Source organism: Psychrobacillus sp. FJAT-21963, assembly GCF_001420585.1.
Lineage (GTDB): Bacteria > Bacillota > Bacilli > Bacillales_A > Planococcaceae > Psychrobacillus.
Genome location: NZ_LJIY01000023.1, coordinates 21,806 through 39,901 on the forward strand (window position 1 = coordinate 21,806; position 18,096 = coordinate 39,901).

At 37.8% G+C, this 18,096-nt stretch carries 16 protein-coding genes; 15 read left to right on the top strand and 1 reads right to left on the bottom strand.

What is annotated here, in order from left to right; translation table 11 throughout:
- Positions 1-9: 9 nt before the first annotated feature.
- The 13 genes from ligA (at position 10) to AN959_RS20245 (ending at position 14,864) form a co-directional block, all read left to right on the top strand.
- Complete coding sequence (ligA, locus tag AN959_RS20190) at positions 10-2,013, top strand: NAD-dependent DNA ligase LigA (RefSeq protein WP_056833405.1); 2,004 nt, start codon at positions 10-12, stop codon at positions 2,011-2,013.
- A 12-nt stretch (positions 2,014-2,025) separates the two neighbouring features.
- Entirely contained in the window at positions 2,026-3,162 is a 1,137-nt protein-coding gene (locus AN959_RS20195; RefSeq protein WP_056833407.1) for a CamS family sex pheromone protein, read from the top strand.
- 76 nt (positions 3,163-3,238) lie between these two features.
- Positions 3,239-3,529: an Asp-tRNA(Asn)/Glu-tRNA(Gln) amidotransferase subunit GatC gene (gene gatC, locus AN959_RS20200; protein ID WP_053591908.1), complete on the top strand. Its 291-nt coding sequence runs from the start codon at positions 3,239-3,241 to the stop codon at positions 3,527-3,529.
- Between the two features lie 21 nt (positions 3,530-3,550).
- Complete coding sequence (gene gatA, locus AN959_RS20205) at positions 3,551-5,014, top strand: Asp-tRNA(Asn)/Glu-tRNA(Gln) amidotransferase subunit GatA (RefSeq protein WP_056833409.1); 1,464 nt, start codon at positions 3,551-3,553, stop codon at positions 5,012-5,014.
- Position 5,015: 1 nt separating this feature from the next.
- The gene (gatB, locus tag AN959_RS20210; RefSeq protein WP_056833411.1) at positions 5,016-6,443 is read left to right on the top strand and encodes an Asp-tRNA(Asn)/Glu-tRNA(Gln) amidotransferase subunit GatB; all 1,428 of its coding nucleotides are present in this window, start codon (positions 5,016-5,018) and stop codon (positions 6,441-6,443) included.
- A gap of 381 nt (positions 6,444-6,824) precedes the next feature.
- Positions 6,825-7,388, top strand: coding sequence for a thioredoxin family protein (locus AN959_RS20215; RefSeq protein WP_056833412.1), 564 nt, complete (start codon positions 6,825-6,827; stop codon positions 7,386-7,388).
- A gap of 124 nt (positions 7,389-7,512) precedes the next feature.
- Complete coding sequence (locus tag AN959_RS20220) at positions 7,513-8,424, top strand: diacylglycerol kinase (protein ID WP_053591912.1); 912 nt, start codon at positions 7,513-7,515, stop codon at positions 8,422-8,424.
- A 235-nt stretch (positions 8,425-8,659) separates the two neighbouring features.
- Positions 8,660-10,006 carry a cytochrome ubiquinol oxidase subunit I gene (locus tag AN959_RS20225; RefSeq protein ID WP_056833413.1) on the top strand — a complete coding sequence of 449 codons (1,347 nt, stop codon included), beginning with the start codon at positions 8,660-8,662 and terminating at the stop codon, positions 10,004-10,006.
- Positions 10,003-11,028 (top strand): cytochrome d ubiquinol oxidase subunit II, encoded by a 1,026-nt coding sequence (locus AN959_RS20230; RefSeq protein WP_056833415.1) that lies wholly within the window; start codon positions 10,003-10,005, stop codon positions 11,026-11,028. Before AN959_RS20225 ends, AN959_RS20230 begins: the two co-directional genes overlap by 4 nt.
- Before the next feature lie 12 nt (positions 11,029-11,040).
- The gene (locus AN959_RS22080) at positions 11,041-11,148 is read left to right on the top strand and encodes a hypothetical protein (RefSeq protein ID WP_371256596.1); all 108 of its coding nucleotides are present in this window, start codon (positions 11,041-11,043) and stop codon (positions 11,146-11,148) included.
- A gap of 151 nt (positions 11,149-11,299) precedes the next feature.
- The gene (locus AN959_RS20235; protein WP_056833417.1) at positions 11,300-12,004 is read left to right on the top strand and encodes a YjjG family noncanonical pyrimidine nucleotidase; all 705 of its coding nucleotides are present in this window, start codon (positions 11,300-11,302) and stop codon (positions 12,002-12,004) included.
- A 214-nt stretch (positions 12,005-12,218) separates the two neighbouring features.
- On the top strand, positions 12,219-13,580 hold the full coding sequence (gene rlmD, locus AN959_RS20240; protein WP_056833419.1) for a 23S rRNA (uracil(1939)-C(5))-methyltransferase RlmD: 1,362 nt from the start codon (positions 12,219-12,221) through the stop codon (positions 13,578-13,580).
- Between the two features lie 321 nt (positions 13,581-13,901).
- Positions 13,902-14,864, top strand: coding sequence for a tRNA-dihydrouridine synthase (locus tag AN959_RS20245; RefSeq protein ID WP_056833421.1), 963 nt, complete (start codon positions 13,902-13,904; stop codon positions 14,862-14,864).
- 472 nt (positions 14,865-15,336) lie between these two features.
- On the opposite strand, the gene AN959_RS21180 is transcribed toward AN959_RS20245, so the two are convergent.
- Positions 15,337-15,477, bottom strand: a complete 141-nt coding sequence (locus AN959_RS21180; protein ID WP_156350837.1) for a hypothetical protein — start codon at positions 15,475-15,477, stop codon at positions 15,337-15,339.
- Positions 15,478-15,920: 443 nt separating this feature from the next.
- On the opposite strand from AN959_RS21180, the gene AN959_RS20250 reads away from it, so the two are divergent.
- Together AN959_RS20250 and AN959_RS20255 are read left to right on the top strand one after the other, a co-directional pair.
- On the top strand, positions 15,921-16,589 hold the full coding sequence (locus tag AN959_RS20250) for a Type 1 glutamine amidotransferase-like domain-containing protein (protein WP_056833423.1): 669 nt from the start codon (positions 15,921-15,923) through the stop codon (positions 16,587-16,589).
- A gap of 346 nt (positions 16,590-16,935) precedes the next feature.
- Positions 16,936-17,787, top strand: coding sequence for a DegV family protein (locus AN959_RS20255; RefSeq protein WP_056833425.1), 852 nt, complete (start codon positions 16,936-16,938; stop codon positions 17,785-17,787).
- Positions 17,788-18,096: the final 309 nt, after the last annotated feature.

Genomic DNA, 18,096 nt, shown 5'->3' on the forward strand with positions numbered 1-18,096 from the left:
GGAAAGCCCATGGATAAATTAGAACAACGAGTAAAAGAGCTGCATAAGCTTTTATATGACTATGGTTACGCCTATTATGTGTTGGATGACCCCATTGTCCCAGATGCAGTTTATGATCAGTATTTAAATGAATTGATAGCATTAGAGGAGCAAAACCCTGATCTCATTTTACCGGAATCGCCTACACAACGTGTGGGAGGAACGATCATCGAGGGGTTCAAAAAAGTAACGCATGCAAATCCGATGCTTAGCTTATCAAATGCATTTAATGAGGAGGATATCCGAGATTTTGATAGCAGAATCCGTGGTATTATTGATGAAACACCTACGTATGTATGCGAGTTGAAAATTGATGGACTAGCTATATCACTTTTATATGAAGACGGTCTTCTAACGCGGGGGGCAACTCGTGGAGATGGGACTACTGGAGAAGACATTACAAGCAATATAAAAACAATCGGAGCTATTCCATTACGCTTAAAAGACCGAGTTACAATGGAAGCAAGAGGAGAAGCTTACATGCCAAAAGCTTCATTTAGAAAACTAAATGAAGAAAGGGCAGCTAAAGGAGAAGAATTATTAGCAAATCCAAGAAATGCTGCAGCCGGTTCTCTTCGTCAATTGGACCCTAAAATGGCAGCGAGTAGAAAACTCTCTTTCTTCGCATATGGACTTGGTGGTGACGGAGAAGATCAGAATATAGATCGACATTCCGATGCATTAGAATTTATGAGAGAGCAAGGCCTACCTACAAATAAAGAAACAAGAAAATGTTCTTCTATTGAAGAAGTACTCCAATTTATTGAAGAATGGACAGCTAAAAGAAACGATATTCCGTATGAGATTGATGGTATCGTAATAAAAGTTAATGACTATGCACAGCAAGAGGAACTAGGATTTACAGCGAAAAGTCCTCGTTTTGCTATTGCTTTTAAGTTTCCAGCAGAAGAAGTCTTAACGACTATTATAAATATCGATTTAACGGTTGGCCGTACTGGAGTTGTGACACCAACGGCTATTTTAGAACCAGCTCAAGTAGCAGGTTCAACTGTCCAACGTGCCACATTACACAACGAAGATTTAATTCGTGCAAAAGACATACGAATTGGTGATCGTGTGATTATTCGTAAGGCGGGAGATATTATTCCCGAAGTAGTATCCGTAATTACAGAGGAACGAGATGGAACAGAAATTCCGTATGAAATGCCGAAAAATTGTCCAGTATGCGATAGTGAATTAATTAGAATTGAAGAGGAAGTTGCACTACGTTGCGTGAACCCTCAATGTCCTGCTCAAATCCAAGAAGGGATCTATCATTTTGCATCTAGAAATGCCATGAATATTGAAGGTCTTGGGGAAAAAGTGGTGGAACAGTTATTTAGAGAGCAGCTTATTGTGGACGTTTCTGATTTATACAAGCTTACTGTTGAGGATTTAGTTGGTTTGGAGCGCATGGGATTGAAATCTGCAACTAACTTAGTGCAAGCAATTGAAACTTCCAAATCAAATTCAATGGAACGTGTGTTATTTGGACTTGGTATTCGTCATATAGGAGAAAAAGCAGCTAAAATTTTATCGGAAACATTTCATAGCTTCGATGCATTGATGAGAGCAACGAAAGAAGAGTTAACGGCAGTTTTTGAAATTGGCGATAAAATGGCAGATTCACTTGTGACTTATTTTGAACAAGAGGAAGTAAGACTGTTAATCGAAAGATTAAAAGAAGCAGGCCTCACTCTACATTATACGGGTAAAATTGTGGATGCAGCTGCAATAGAAAATAGCCCATTTGCTAATAAAACGGTTGTTCTAACAGGAAAACTTACACAATTAACAAGGCAAGAAGCAAAAGAAAAAATTGAAGATTTAGGTGGAAATGTCGCAGGTAGTGTTAGTAAGAAAACAGACTTAGTCATTGCAGGAGAAGATGCAGGATCAAAGCTTGACAAAGCAACAAGCTTAGGAATTGAAATCTGGGATGAACAAAAACTGCTAGACAATTTACCGAAGTAAAGGAGTTTGAACATGGCAAAAAAATTAATAGGAATATCCAGTCTAATTTTATTGCTTATAGTTTCTGGGTGTACTCCTAGGTTGGATGAAGAAACGGAAGTAATTCAAGACACAGAGAAAGAAACGACAAAAACTGTAATTATTCCAAGTTTACAATTAGATGAAACTTACTACCGAACTTTAATGCCTTATGAGGAAAGTGCGAGTAGAGGGCTAGTTGTATCAAATCTTGCGACTAAATACGATATGAAAGAAGTAGAAAATGGGCTTCTTCGAATTTCTCAAAATGAGTTTTCTCCGGATACGTATTTATTTCAGGAAGGCCAATACTTAGACACAAAGACGTTAGAAAAATGGTTAGCTAGAACTAATCAAGCAGAAGGCGGATTAAATCCAAGTAGTGCAGGTTTGACTGGTGAAGAGAAAGCAAAAAAAGCTCCTGTTTATATTACGCATATTGTCGAACAAAACTATTTAAAAAAAGAAGATAATACGGTAAAACTTGCAGGCGTATCAGTCGGACTTGCTTTAAATTCTATATACTATTATCAAAAAGAGGACTATGGAGCATGGTTTGAGGAGCCTTTATCTCAGGCACTTATTGAAGAAAACGGAAAACGAATTGCAGAAGAGGTAGTTTCCCGTATGCGAAAAGATGAAGCTCTAGCAAATATTCCAATTGTTGTTGGTCTATTCAAACAAAGTAGTAAGAATGCTGTTGTTCCAGGGACCTACTTCACCTATAGCGTAGCTCCTGGTGGAAAAAACGTTTCCGATTGGCAGCAAGTCAATGAGGAGTATATTTTATTTCCTTCAGCAGATTCAAAAGAAAAATATCGTGATTTAGATACGATTTTTAGAAACTTTAAACAAGATGTGGAGTTGTATTTCCCCAATTACACAAGCATTATTGGGACTGGATATTTTAAAGAAAATCAGCTGCAGAAATTAACGATTAACATACCTATTCAGTTTTATGGAACTGCCGAAGTAATTGGTTTTACACAGCATCTTGCAGGATTAGTGAAAAATCACTTTAATACTTCGATGAATGTAGAAGTTCAAGTCAATTCCTTAGACAGAACAGAAGCGTTATTGGTTAAGAAACCGGGCGATGAAGATCCGTTTGTGCATATATATACACAATAAAAAGTAGCACTCTGTTCAACTAGAGTGAAAAATGATATGATATTGCTTATGGTTATTGAATTCGGAGGTGTAAATAATGGCGAATATTTCAAAGGAAGAAGTAAAGCATGTAGCACATTTGGCACGACTTGCAATAACGGAAGAAGAAGCAGAAAAGTTTGCTCTTCAACTTGGTGCAATTACGGATTTTGCTGAACAATTAAAAGAGTTGGATACAACTAATGTAAAACCAACTTCTCATGTTTTACCCCTAGTTAATGTTATGCGTGAAGACAAAGCTAATAAGGGATTAGACAGAGAAACAATGATGTTAAACGTAAAAGAACAAGAAGCAGGTCAAGTAAAAGTACCATCCATAATGGATTAAGAAGTGTGAGGAGGGAAACTAATGACGTTATTTGAACGTTCATCGAAAGAACTACAAGCTCTATTACATAACAAAGAAATCACGATCAATGATCTAACTAAAGAAGCTTATGAAAGAGTTGCAAAGTTAGATGGAAGTGTAGAAGCTTTCCTAGCATTAGATGAAGAAAAAGCATTAGCAAAAGCTACAGAATTAGACCAAATTCCTTTCGAAGAACGTGGACCATTATTTGGTTTACCTATCGGAGTAAAAGACAATATCGTAACGGAAGGATTAGAAACAACTTGCGCAAGTAAAATCCTTCAAGGATTTAATCCTATTTACGATGCAACTGTTGTGAAAAAACTACGTGCAGCAGGAATGGTTACAATCGGAAAGTTAAATATGGATGAATTTGCAATGGGTTCTTCAAATGAAAACTCTGCATATAAAACAACGAAAAACCCATGGGCATTGGACCGTGTTCCTGGTGGTTCTTCAGGTGCATCTGCAGCAGCAGTCGCAGCAGGAGAAGTTCCTTTCTCATTAGGTTCTGACACAGGTGGTTCTATTCGTCAACCAGCCGCTTATTGTGGTGTTGTTGGGATGAAACCAACATATGGTCGTGTATCTCGATTTGGATTAGTTGCATTCGCATCTTCTCTAGACCAAATTGGACCAATCACTCGAAATGTGGAAGATAACGCACTTCTTCTAGAGGCGATTTCAGGGATTGATTCTAATGATTCTACTTCTGCGGACGTTGAAGTACCAAATTTTGCTGCAGCATTAACAGGTGATATTAAAGGTCTTCGTATTGCTGTTCCGAAAGAATATTTAGGAGAAGGCGTTGGAGAAGCAGCTCGTCAATCCGTTCTAGATGCATTGAAAGTACTCGAATCTCTTGGCGCGACTTGGGAAGAGGTATCATTGCCGCATTCTAAATACGCTTTAGCAACATACTATATTCTTTCTTCATCAGAAGCATCATCTAACCTTTCTCGTTTTGATGGTATTCGTTATGGTTTCCGTGCAGAGAATGTACAAAACTTAATGGATCTTTACAAAGAAACTAGAGCTCAAGGATTTGGGGATGAAGTAAAACGTCGTATAATGCTTGGAACTTATTCGTTAAGCGCAGGAACTTACGATGCTTATTACAAAAAAGCGCAACAAGTTCGTACATTAATCAAAGAAGATTACGATAAAGTGTTAGCAGATTATGATGTTATTATCGGACCTACTGCTCCAACAGCTGCTTTTAAAATTGGAGAGAAGGTTGAAGATCCATTAACGATGTATGCAAATGATATCTTAACTATTCCGATTAACCTTGCAGGTGTACCTGCTATTTCTATCCCATGTGGATTTGAAAATGGTCTACCACTTGGCTTACAAATTATCGGTAATTACTTTGATGAGTCGACAATTTATCGCGTAGCTCATGCTTACGAGCAAGCGACTGATTTCCATAAACAAACTCCTCAAATTTGGGAGGGAAAATAACATGAACTTTGAAACAGTTATTGGATTAGAAGTACACGTAGAGTTGAAAACTAACTCAAAAATCTTCTCAGCGGCACCTAATCACTTTGGTGCAGAACCAAATACAAATACAACAGTGGTCGATCTTGGGTATCCAGGAGTACTACCAGTATTAAATAAAAACGTAGTCGATTATGCAATGCGAGCAGCTCTTGCATTAAACATGGAAATCGAACAAAACACAAAGTTTGACCGTAAAAACTATTTCTATCCAGACAATCCGAAAGCGTACCAAATTTCACAATTTGATAAGCCTATTGGTAAAAACGGATGGGTTGAAATTGAAGTAAACGGAGAGACAAAACGTATTGGAATTACTCGTCTTCATATGGAAGAAGATGCTGGGAAATTGTCACATGCGGATGGCTACTCTTTAGTTGACTTCAATCGTCAAGGGACTCCTCTTGTAGAAATCGTATCTGAGCCAGATATTCGTACACCTGAAGAGGCATATGCTTACTTGGAAAAAGTAAAGTCTATTATCCAATATACAGGTGTATCTGATTGTAAAATGGAAGAAGGATCTTTACGTTGTGACGCTAACATTTCTATACGTCCATATGGACAAGAGAAATTTGGTACAAAAACAGAGTTGAAAAACTTAAACTCTTTCAACTTCGTACGCAAAGGGCTAGAGCATGAAGAACTACGTCAAGCACAAGTACTTACTTCAGGTGGAGTAATTGAGCAAGAAACTCGTCGTTATGATGAAAAAACGGGTAAAACCATTCTTATGCGTGTTAAAGAAGGTACTGACGATTATCGTTATTTCCCTGAGCCAGATTTAGTAGACATCGTAATTGATGATGCTTGGTTAGAACGTGTACGTTCAGAAATCCCAGAACTTCCGGACGCTCGTAAAAAACGTTATATCGAAGAACTAGGATTGCCTGCTTACGATGCAATGGTTCTAACATTAACAAAAGAAATGTCCGACTTCTTTGAAGAAACTATTGCCCTTGGAGCAGACTCAAAGCTTGCTTCCAACTGGTTAATGGGTGAAGTTTCTGCTTACTTAAATGCAGACCAAAAAGAATTGAAAGATACTAAATTAACTCCAGCAAATCTTGCAGGAATGATTAAGTTAATTTCCGATGGTACCATTTCTTCTAAAATTGCGAAAAAAGTATTTAAAGAGCTTGCGGATAACGGCGGAGAAGCAGAAGAAGTTGTAAAAGCTAAAGGCTTAGTACAAATTTCAGACGAAGGCGCACTTCGTGAAATTGTTATTTCAACACTTGATGCCAACCCACAATCGATTGAAGACTTTAAAAACGGTAAAGACCGTGCAATCGGCTTCCTTGTTGGACAAATCATGAAAGCAACAAAAGGACAAGCAAACCCACCACTTGTAAATAAAATCTTACAAGAAGAAATTGTGAAACGTTAAATGATAATGACCGACTCAAAATGAACATTTTGAGTCGGTCTTTTTTTTAGGAGAGCCATCTTATAAAGAGAATAGACCAACAGATAGATAAACGAGGTAGACCATCCGATTATTTTTGGGTTAATAGAATAAGCCATCCGATTATAGAAGAGAACCAACCGATTAATAGAGTAAGCCGACCGATTATTGAAGAGAGCCAACCGATAATAAGGAGAAACCATCCGAATATTCGTGGGCCATCCGATTATTAAGAGGAACCAACCGATAACAAGGAAAAACCATCCGAATATTGAATAGAACCACCCGATTATCACAACAAACCAACTAATTTGAATTAGCCGACTGAACGAAGTATACTAAAATTAAAAGGGGGTTTCTCAAATGCCTACAGAACAACAATATTTCGAGGAAGCTAAACCACTTACACAATATATGGATGATATGACGACGAAAAAAGAGGAATCATTTAGTATTTATGAAAAATTTGAAGTCCCTGCGGATGATGAATTTATTAGCGTTTTAAATGAAAAAAATCCACATATACTTGTTATTACAGAAGACTGGTGTGGGGATGCTATGATGAATAATGCGATTTTGCGTAGAATTGCGGAAGCTGCTGATATTGAGGTACGAGCTGTCTATCGCGATGAAAACCTAGATTTAATTGATCATTATTTAACGAACGGTGGTCGTTCTATTCCCGTTTATTTATTGTTAAATGAAAATGGAGAGGTAATATCTAAATGGGGACCTCGTGCTGAAAAAGTTCAGCAATTTGTAACAGAAAACAGAGACAAGTTCCCACCAAAAGAAGATCCAACTTTTGAAGAGATTCAAAAAGCTTTCTTTGAGCAAATGACAAAGGAATTTGTGGAGAACAAAGACTTCCATTTAGCTGTTTACGAAGATATTCGTAGCAACTGGTTACAAGCACTACAAAAATAAACACAATTAAAAGTAGTTGGAGTCGGCATTAGTCGGCTCTTTTAATGTTAATTAAAGGGAACCTTTTGTTAAGAATTAGTGTCTATATGACATGAAGAAATTGTAAAGTGGAAAGGAAATATGTATGAAACGTGCACGAATCATATACAATCCAACTTCTGGTCGTGAGCTCTTTAAAAAACACTTACCTGAAGTACTGGAAGCTCTAGAAATTGCAGGGTACGAAACGTCTTGTCATGCTACGACAGGTGAAGGAGATGCTATAGAAGCAGCAAAGAATGCAGTTCAAAGAGATTTTGATATAGTTATTGCTGCTGGTGGAGATGGAACGTTGAATGAAGTAGTTGCCGGAGTGAGTGAATTTGAAAATCGACCTAAAATCGGACTAATTCCGATGGGAACTACAAACGATTTTGCGAGGGCAGTACATATTCCACGTGATATCCATAAAGCAGTGGATATTATTGTGAAAGGCGATACGATTCCTGTTGATGTTGGAATAGTAAATGGTCGCTATTTTATCAATATTGCAGGCGGTGGAAGGATTACAGAGCTTACCTATGAAGTTCCAAGTAAGCTAAAAACGATGCTAGGCCAGCTTGCATACTATTTAAAAGGGATAGAAATGCTACCTTCCATTAATGCTACAAAAGTAAAGATTGAATATGATGGGGAAGTTTTTGAAGATGAGGCAATGATGTTCTTGGTTGGCTTAACCAATTCTGTCGGTGGCTTTGAAAAACTCGCACCAAATTCAAGTATAAATGATGGAAAATTTACTTTGCTAATTTTAAAGAAATGTAATATGGCCGAGTTTATTCGCCTTGCTACTTTAGCAATTCGTGGGGAGCATTTAAATGATCCACTCGTTATTTCAGAGAAAGCTACCCATATAACGGTTACATCTGAAGATAAAGTACTTCTTAATTTGGATGGGGAATATGGTGGCACTATTCCAGCGACCTTTAAAAACTTATATAGACATGTAGAGGTTTTTGTGCCAATTGATGAAATACGTGAACAAGATAGACCTTAAAAATAAACCCAGCACTCTTTTAAGAGCATGCTGGGTTTTATTCATTCACTTTAGTTATATTTCACCGGGAATAGGTTATAAATTAACTATGAGAGGGAATGGTATTGTATCGAAGGAGTGGAAGGCATGTATAAAAAACAAGAAAAATATTTAATGTGGCTAGCTTTTGTTGTTGCTGGGATTATGATGCTGTCCATTATGGGTAGAATATTTGGAAGTTGAGGAGGTTTAATAGATGGGAAATGAAGAAGCAGTATTTTTTAGTCGCGTATTAACCGAATTGACCTTATCTTTTCATATTATTTATGCAACCATTGGTGTAGGCGTACCTTTAATGATTATGATTGCCCAGTGGGTGGGTATTAAGAAAAATGATGAACATTACATATTACTGGCAAGACGTTGGGCTAGAGGGTTTGTCATTACTGTTGCAGTTGGAGTAGTAACTGGAACAGCCATTGGCATGCAGCTTTCTTTACTTTGGCCCAACTTTATGGAGCTTGCAGGTCATATTATTGCACTTCCATTATTTATGGAGACTTTTGCTTTCTTTTTTGAAGCGATTTTCCTCGGAATTTATTTATACACATGGGACCGATTTGAGAATCAAAAGAAGCATTTATTGTTACTAATTCCTGTTGCAATCGGTGCATCTGCTTCCGCTGTGTTTATTACAATTGTAAATGCATTTATGAATGCACCACAGGGTTTTGATGTAGTGGACGGCGAGTTAGTGAATATTAGCCCACTTTTAGCGATGTTCAACCCTGCGATGCCTACAAAAGTAGCGCATGTGGTCGTAACTGCTTATATGACTGCTGCCTTTGTTTTGGCAGCAATAGCAGCTTTCCGTTTACTAAAAGGTTCAAATCATATTTATCATAAAAAAGCATTGTATTTAACGATGAAAGTAGGACTTATTTTTGCAATAGCTACTGCCATTATCGGTGACTTTTCTGGAAAGTATTTAGCTGAATACCAACCTGAAAAACTAGCAGCGGCTGAATGGCATTTTGAAACAGAAGAAAATGCTCCTTTAATCTTGTACGGTGTTATGGATGACGGCGAAGTGAAATATGCCATTAAAATCCCTTTTGCTTTAAGTATTCTTGCACATGGCAATCCGACGTCAGAAGTAATCGGTTTGGACCAATTCCCAGAAGATGAAATACCACCTTTATATATTCATTATTTGTTTGACTTAATGGTGACGATAGGAATGGGAATGGTCGCTCTATCAGGATTGTACTGGCTAGGAAAGCGTCTAAAATTGACTTTCGTCGATTCGAGGTTCTATCGTTGGCTGATTGTTTTAGGAGGACCAGCATCGATAATTGCAATAGAAGCAGGTTGGTGGTTAGCGGAAGTAGGAAGACAACCTTGGATACTAAGAGGAATCATGCGAGTAGAAGATGCAGCTACAACAAGTGCACATGTAGATACGATGTTAGTTTTATTTGCGGGGTTATACATTGTTCTTGGAATCGGAAGTGTTGTAGTTCTTACTCGCATGTTTAGAAAAAATCCAGTGGAACAAGAGCTAGAGGATCGACATGCTGAAAGAGGCGGTGATATTTCATGACATTAGAAATCATCGGGATTACGGTATTATGGACGTTTTTATTTGGGTACTTGATTGTAGCCTCCATTGACTTTGGCGCTGGATTTTTTAATGCATATAGCTTATTAACAGGAAGACAGCATATTTTAACGAATGTTATTCAGCGTTATTTATCACCTGTTTGGGAAGTAACAAATGTGTTTCTCGTATTCTTCTTTGTAGGGGTCATTGGATTTTTTCCAAAAACAGCATTTTACTATGGAACGACTTTACTAGTACCAGCAAGTATTGCGCTCATTTTATTAGCGATTAGGGGATCGTATTATGCTTTTGAGACATATGGCTCTAGAGGACATAAGGGATACTCATTTATGTACGGGTTGGCAGGATTATTTATTCCGGCAGCGTTGTCCATTGTGCTGACGATATCTGAAGGCGGATTTATCTCGATGGTAAACGATGCTCCAGTGCTAGATTATTATGCTTTATTTACGAGTCCGTTAACTTGGTCAATTGTGGTGCTTAGTTTGTCTGCAGTTCTATATATATCAGCTGTTTTCTTAACTTGGTATGCAAACAAAGCAGGAGATCGGAAAGCAACAAAATTAATGCGTAAATATGCACTAGTTTGGGCATTTCCAACTATTATAACTGCGCTTGGGATTATGGTAGAACTACGAACACATAACCCAGAACACTATTCTAATTTGCTTGAAATTTGGTGGGCATTCGGTTTATCATTTCTTTTATTTATAGGAACCGTTTGGTTATTAGTCAAAAAACAGAATTACGGGATGGCATTTTGGTTATTAGGAGGCCAATTTCTTATTGCCTTCTTTGCATATGGATTTGCACATCGTCCCTATTTGTTATATCCATACTTAACGATTTATGATAGTTTTACGAATGAAGCCATGGCAATATCGTTAATTATTGCATTCATATTAGGGCTTGCACTGCTAATTCCATCTCTGTATTTATTATTACGTCTATTCTTGTTCAATAAAGAGTACGTTCGTGGTAAAAAAGACAATCACGCATAAGGAGGAGTTCACATGTCTGACTTTCTTATTTTTTATGCACCATTTATAGTACTGATTGGAGCAATTGTTGTAGCATTTTGGGCTGCTTCTAAAGATGGAGCAGTCTCTGACGAGAAGTAGAAGAACCCAAAAGTAGGCGAGTCGCTTCCATTTGCTCCAATAATCCATTGATAAAACCAAAGAACCCATATTGATGGGTTCTTTTCTTGAGAGCAGAAAATTTTCAATATGTTAAAATAAGAATAGCAATAAAATGAAGGGCGGAAATAAAATGAAATACGATGTATTACTATTTGACTTGGATGATACGCTATTAGACTTTGGGATGACCGAAGAGAATGCATTTAAATTTTTGTTTGAGGAATATGGATTCCCAAATGGGTTAAATGATTATCTTTCAAGTTACAAAGCTATTAGTAAAGTATTATGGGAAGACTTGGAGCATGGTCGTACGTCTCTTGCAGAACTTAAAGTGGAGAGATTTAAACGTTTATTTATAGAGCATACGCTTGATATAGATCCAGCAGATTTTGGTCAGAAGTATATAGAAAGTTTAGGGAAAGAAATTCACATGATTGACGGAGTCGAGGAAATGTTTGCGAGCTTAACCGACTGTAGATTTGCGTTACTTACAAATGGTTTTAAAGATGCACAGCATGCAAGGGTTAGTGGTTCATCGCTAAAAGATTTATTTGAAGCTGTTATTACTTCAGAAGAAACGGGTTTTCAAAAGCCTCAAAAAGAAATTTTTGAATATACATTAGACAAACTCCAAATTTCTGATCCTTCAAGTGTTTTGATGATTGGGGATTCGCTGACTTCCGATATTCAAGGTGGGAATAATTTTGGAATTGATACTTGCTGGTTTAATCCAAAGAGAAAGCAGAATGCAACAGACATTAAGCCAACCTTTGAAATCAATTCTTGGTCAGAACTTGCATATATAGTAAACAAGCAAGTAATGGAAGTAAAATAATGCAAAAGAGCCTCCACATAGAGGTTCTTTTTTTGCGGGATAGGGCTTAGTTGGAAAAATAGAGGTTTTAGTTGGAAATTCAAAGCATTTAGTTGGAAAAATTCGTTGATTAGTTGGAAAAACAGGAGCTTTAGTTGGAAAAGTACCTTATGTACTGAAAACCATTGTTCCTGATGGTATAATAAATCAATCAAAACTAGAACGGAGAAATAAAGTGAATACACCAGTAACAAAAAATGATCGTCTCACAGTTCATATAGAAGATTTAACACATGATGGAGCAGGAGTTGCTAAAGTCGATGGATACCCACTGTTTATACAGGGTGGCTTGCCAAACGAAACGGCAGAAATTCATGTGCTAAAAACATTAAAAAACTACGGCTTCGCTAAATTAATCAATGTCGTAGAGACATCTCCTTTTCGAGTAGATGCACCATGTCCAGTATTTGGCGAGTGTGGTGGCTGTCAATTACAGCATTTATCCTATGAGGGTCAGCTTGCATGGAAAGAAAACATGGTCCGAAATGTCATGAAGCGTATTGGGAAAATAGATGCTCCTGTTCTTCCGGTAAAAGGTATGGAGAAGCCGTGGGAATATCGCAATAAATCCCAAATACCTTTTGCGTTAGAAGATGGACAAGTACTCTCCGGTTTTTATCAATCGAAATCTCACCGTATTGCAGATACGAATACTTGTTTAATTCAATCAGATGAAGCAGATCGATTAATGCGTGAGGTAAAAGAAAACGCATTACAATTGGATTTAATCCCATATAATGAAGATACGAAGAAAGGTCAGTTACGCCATCTTGTTGTTAGAAAAGGTAGAGCAACAGGGGAAGTAATGGTTGTGTTAGTTACGAGGCATCCAAAACTCTCTAAAAAAGATGCAATCATTGAGTTAATTCGTAAGGTGGAGCCGAATGTTACGTCAATTGTTCATAACGTAAACAAACGTAATACAAACGTTATTTTCGGTGATGAAACAAATACTCTTTGGGGTAAACATGTTATTGAAGATTTAATCGGTAATGTACGTTTTGAAATATCTGCACGATCCTTTTATCAGGTAAATCCTGAACAAACCGAAGTTCTTTATAAACAAGCGCTCGACTATGCACAGCTATCGGGTGATGAAACAGTAATTGATGCTTATTGTGGAATCGGAACAATCTCTTTATTTCTAGCACAAAAAGCAAAACAAGTTTTAGGGGTAGAAATCGTCCCACAAGCAATTGAAGATGCTAAAAGAAATGCTGAGTTGAACGGCTTCACTAACACATATTTCGAGGCAGGACCTGCAGAAGTAATCATTCCAAAATGGTACAAAGAAGGTAAAACTGCAGACGTATTAGTAGTCGATCCACCTAGAAAAGGCTGTGACGAAGCACTCCTCAACACGATAATTGAACAGAGACCGAAGAGAGTCGTTTATGTATCTTGTAACCCAGCGACGCTTGCCCGTGATTTGAGAATTTTAGAAGATGGTGGGTATAAAACAAAAGAAATTCAACCGGTAGACATGTTCCCACAGACAACACACTGTGAAGCGGTTGCTTGGTTAGAGTTAGTTTAATTTAAAATGAATATAAAAAGCAGATGGTTTAGAAGTACGATAATGTATTTCTAAATAATCTGCTTTTACATTTACCATATAAATCAAGCTAATATTGTAGGAGAAAATTTGTTAAAAGTATAAAATGACATTGTGTGAAGATAAATTAATAAAGCTAGGTTATACTTTAAAAATGATTTAATACCTTTAACTCGAATGTCCACAGATATACCTAACTCTATTAGGTACTGGTGGACTTAATCTATTAATTATTACACATGGCATAAGTGTTAAAGAAATTGAAACACTATGTACCCATAATGAGAGGATTTGAATTTAAATATGACAGAAAATTTTTGGGAGGATTTACCGAAACCATTTTTTGTACTTGCACCAATGGAAGATGTGACAGATGTTGTTTTTCGTCACGTAGTAAGTGAAGCCGGTAGACCGGATGTATTTTTCACCGAGTTTACAAACTCGGATAGCTATTGTCATCCAGAAGGAATGAAAAGTGTGCGTGGCCGTTTGATTTTTACAGAAGATGAACAGCCAATGGTGGCACATATTTGGGGAGATAATCCCGAATATTTCCGTCAAATGAGTATTGGCATGGCAGAGCTAGGATTTAAAGGCATCGATATTAATATGGGCTGCCCTGTACCGAATGTGGCATCGAGAGGGAAGGGTAGTGGACTTATTCTGCGTCCAGACGTTTCTGCAGAACTTATTCAAGCAGCAAAAGCGGGCGGACTGCCTGTCAGCGTGAAAACACGACTTGGCTATAACGATGTAAATGAGTGGGAGGAGTGGCTAACGCATATTTTAAAACAGGATATTGCGAACCTTTCTATACATTTACGTACAAGAAAGGAAATGAGCCAAGTAGATGCGCATTGGGAGCTAATTCCGGAAATCAAAAAATTACGTGACCGTATCGCACCAAATACACTACTAACAATCAATGGAGACATTCCTGACCGTCAAACTGGGCTGCAGCTTGCTGAACAATATGGTATTGATGGCGTTATGATCGGGCGAGGTATTTTTAAAAATCCTTTTGCTTTTGAAAAAGAGCCAAAAGAGCATAGCAGTAAAGAGTACCTTGATCTTTTAAGACTGCAGCTTGATCTTCAAGATCAATATGCGGAAGCTCTACCACGTTCAATCACAGGGCTTCATCGCTTTTTCAAAATTTATGTCAAAGGATTCCGTGGAGCTGGTGAATTGAGAAATCAATTGATGAGCACGAAATCAACAGATGAAGTGCGTGCATTGCTTGATAACTTTGAAAAAGAAGGTTGATGGGATGGGGACAGTGAAATGATGTACCTCTCAAAAAGTTAGAGAAAAAATGAATCCCATCAATTCATGTGTACTTATTTTATTCAGTTTTAAGTTCCTTTGCTGCCGGCAACCTTTGTTATTGTTTGATTCGTGGCTTTGCGTTCTTGCCTTCAAAAAGGTTACGTTTTACTTACTTTTGTTTTAGTTTGATCAAGTCTGTTTTCTGAAAGAAAAAGGTCTTAAAAAATGTACTAAAAAATGTACTAAACCTACCAGCACCCTTGTGTTGCCACATACACTCAACACATGTGGAGTGCGTTTTAAAAATGATTAAGGAGGATTTACCCCCTCAACCTTCGCAAAAATCCCCATTTTTGAGCGTACTGCACAAAAAGGGAAAACGGTAATTATTTTACGTTATTCTATTTGAATTTAGCGACATAACACTACATTGATAAGTAATCAGTTTAGTATTTGCTTCCTTATAGTTCTATACAACTTCTTCAATTGGTACCATTCCTAACTGGAATGGTACTTTTTTGAAGGATTTTCCGTAATAATATCGAATAATTACCATAAGGTGAGTGATTGTGAAAACAATTACGATTGGACAATATTTAACCGAGTTCATAAGCTTCACTCACACTAGTTCACGTTTCTATGTCAATGCTCCTAAACATCATGGCTCAGTATTTAATGACTTTAAGAATTAGAAAATGGAAATTACCAATTATTTCATTCATAGGAGTTATCAAATGAAAATGCATGCTGTGTTTGATCAAACTAATTGTTATCGGTACTTATTAACCCGCGAGTGGGACCCATTTGCCTTATGAAAACTACTAATCTATTTAGAATTTTCTTGACTCATGCTACACCCTGAAGTAAACACTAAGTTGCAGCATGCAGCTGCAAACCCTAACGTTAAAGGGTCTTAATAAGATCAACAACAATATTGGGTCAGTTTGGCTCTTGTACCAGCCTAAGCTGTCCCAATAGACGTCCGCAACCACATTTGAAAAGTCTGAAGAATTAAACGTTAGACGCACAAAAAGACGAGGAGGTGAGTGAGTTATGAAATTTCTACTTACATCTGCAGGCATCAATAACAAAAGCATACATGACGCGTTGGTTGACATGCTGGACAAACCGATTGCCGAGTCTAGCGCCTTGTGCATTCCCACCGCGATGTACGGACACCCCTGGGTCGGCCCCGGCGTCAATGCCTGGCAGTTCATCAGCGGGAATTCCGAGAATCCCATGGTCGACCTGGGCTGGAAGTCCGTCGGCGTGCTGGAGCTCACAGCGCTGCCAAGCATCGACGAAGACCGCTGGGTGCCGCTGGTTCGGGAGACGGACGTCCTGCTGGTGGCGGGCGGCGATGCCCTCTACCTGTGCCACTGGATGCGGGAATCCGGGCTGGCAAACCTCTTGCCATCGCTGCACGCAGTCTATGTGGGAATGAGTGCTGGGAGCATGGTGATGGCACCTAACATCGGGGAATACTTCGTTGGCTGGACTCCACCCAATGGTGGTGATGAAACGCTGAGTCTGGTCGACTTTGCTATGTTTCCGCACCTGGATCACGAGATGCTGCCGGGAAACACGATGGCTGCTGCAGAGAGATGGGCCAATGGGATGCAAGGGCCGGCGTATGCAATTGATGATCAAACCGCTATCAAAGTAATCGATGGAGAGGTCGAAGTTGTATCCGAAGGGCATTGGAAACTGTTTACGCCATGACCTTACTATGCTGCTAGCTTCTTGGGTACAATCTCGAATGCACCGAGTACTTCAGATCAATGTTGAGGTATTCATCGGGATTCAGTTCAAGTACCAGTAAATATACTTTTTAATTTGATTCTAATTTCGTAAAAACTATTACGAAATTAGAATTTTTTTATTGGTGTGATATTTTCCCACTAGAGTTCACGCGTACCCTAAGAGTGTGTTCTCTTCATACTAATGGAGCATTGTATGAAATCGAAGTCTTTCAAAGTTTAAAAATTTCTGAAGATTTAACGAATGATTTTCCCATTTAGTGTATAGTTAGAGTAAATCGTAGTGTGTTAATTAGGGGGATGTACAATTGAGTAGGATTATTTTATCGACAGAGAGTGGAGCGGATTTACCAAAAGATTTAGCAGACAAACATGATGTTCAGGTGGTGCCGATGCATGTCATCATGGATGGACATGACTATTTAGATGGTGATCTATCCGTAAAAGAAATTTATGACTTTCATGATCGCACAAAAAAGATACCATCTACAACGGCCACTAATGTTCATGAATATCAAGAATTTTTTACGAGAATTAGAGAAAATTTTCCTGAAAGCATCATTATTCACATTGGTTATACATCAAAAGCATCTTCTTCCTTTCAAAATGCGTTAATTGCGGCAGAAGATTTTGAAGATCTTTTCTTAATTGATGCTTTGAATGTTACTGGTGGATTAACTGCAATTGTGATGGATGCGGTTACTATGCTAGAGAAAGAACCTGCAATTGAACCTTTACAATTCATAGAAAAAATAAAATCAAAGGTTCCTAAATCAAGACTGGCCTTCGTACCCGGCAGCTTAGAATTTTTAAGAGCTGGTGGACGCGTTAGTAATATTGCTTACCTCGGCGGGGCATTGTTAAAAATAAAACCTTGTATTGAATTAATAGAAGGGAATCTTGTTTCAATTAGAAAATACCGTGGGGAAATGAGTGGAGTTGCCGAAAAACTCATGCGAGATTATTTAAATCAATATAACATTGATAGAGAACGACTTTATTTTATATACTCAATCGGACTCAGTGAAAGTATCAAGCAGCGGATGAATGAAATCGCAAATCAATCAGGTTTTGAAAATGTAATATGGATTCAAGCAGGCGCTATGATTTCTACTCACTCTGGACCTGGGGGCTTCGGCATTGCAGGTCTTGAACATTAGAAACAGTCCAGAAAAAAACATCCTTTACATATAAAGTTACTTATAATTAGCGGTCGCGTGGTTGGAGTAAGTGTAGTTATAATCAAAAACGGATTCCTATATAGGAATCCGTTTTTTTGTTTTAATAATTTAATGTTGGAGAATATTAATCCTCTATTATGGTAAATAATGAACATTGAACATGATTGACACTTTACGGCAGAATATCCATTCAATAAGATAAATAAAGGTACAATATAGAGAAATAAATACTTGACAGAATTCCGAACTCGTTGTAGGATGTACTAGCTCTATAAAAATTATAGTAAA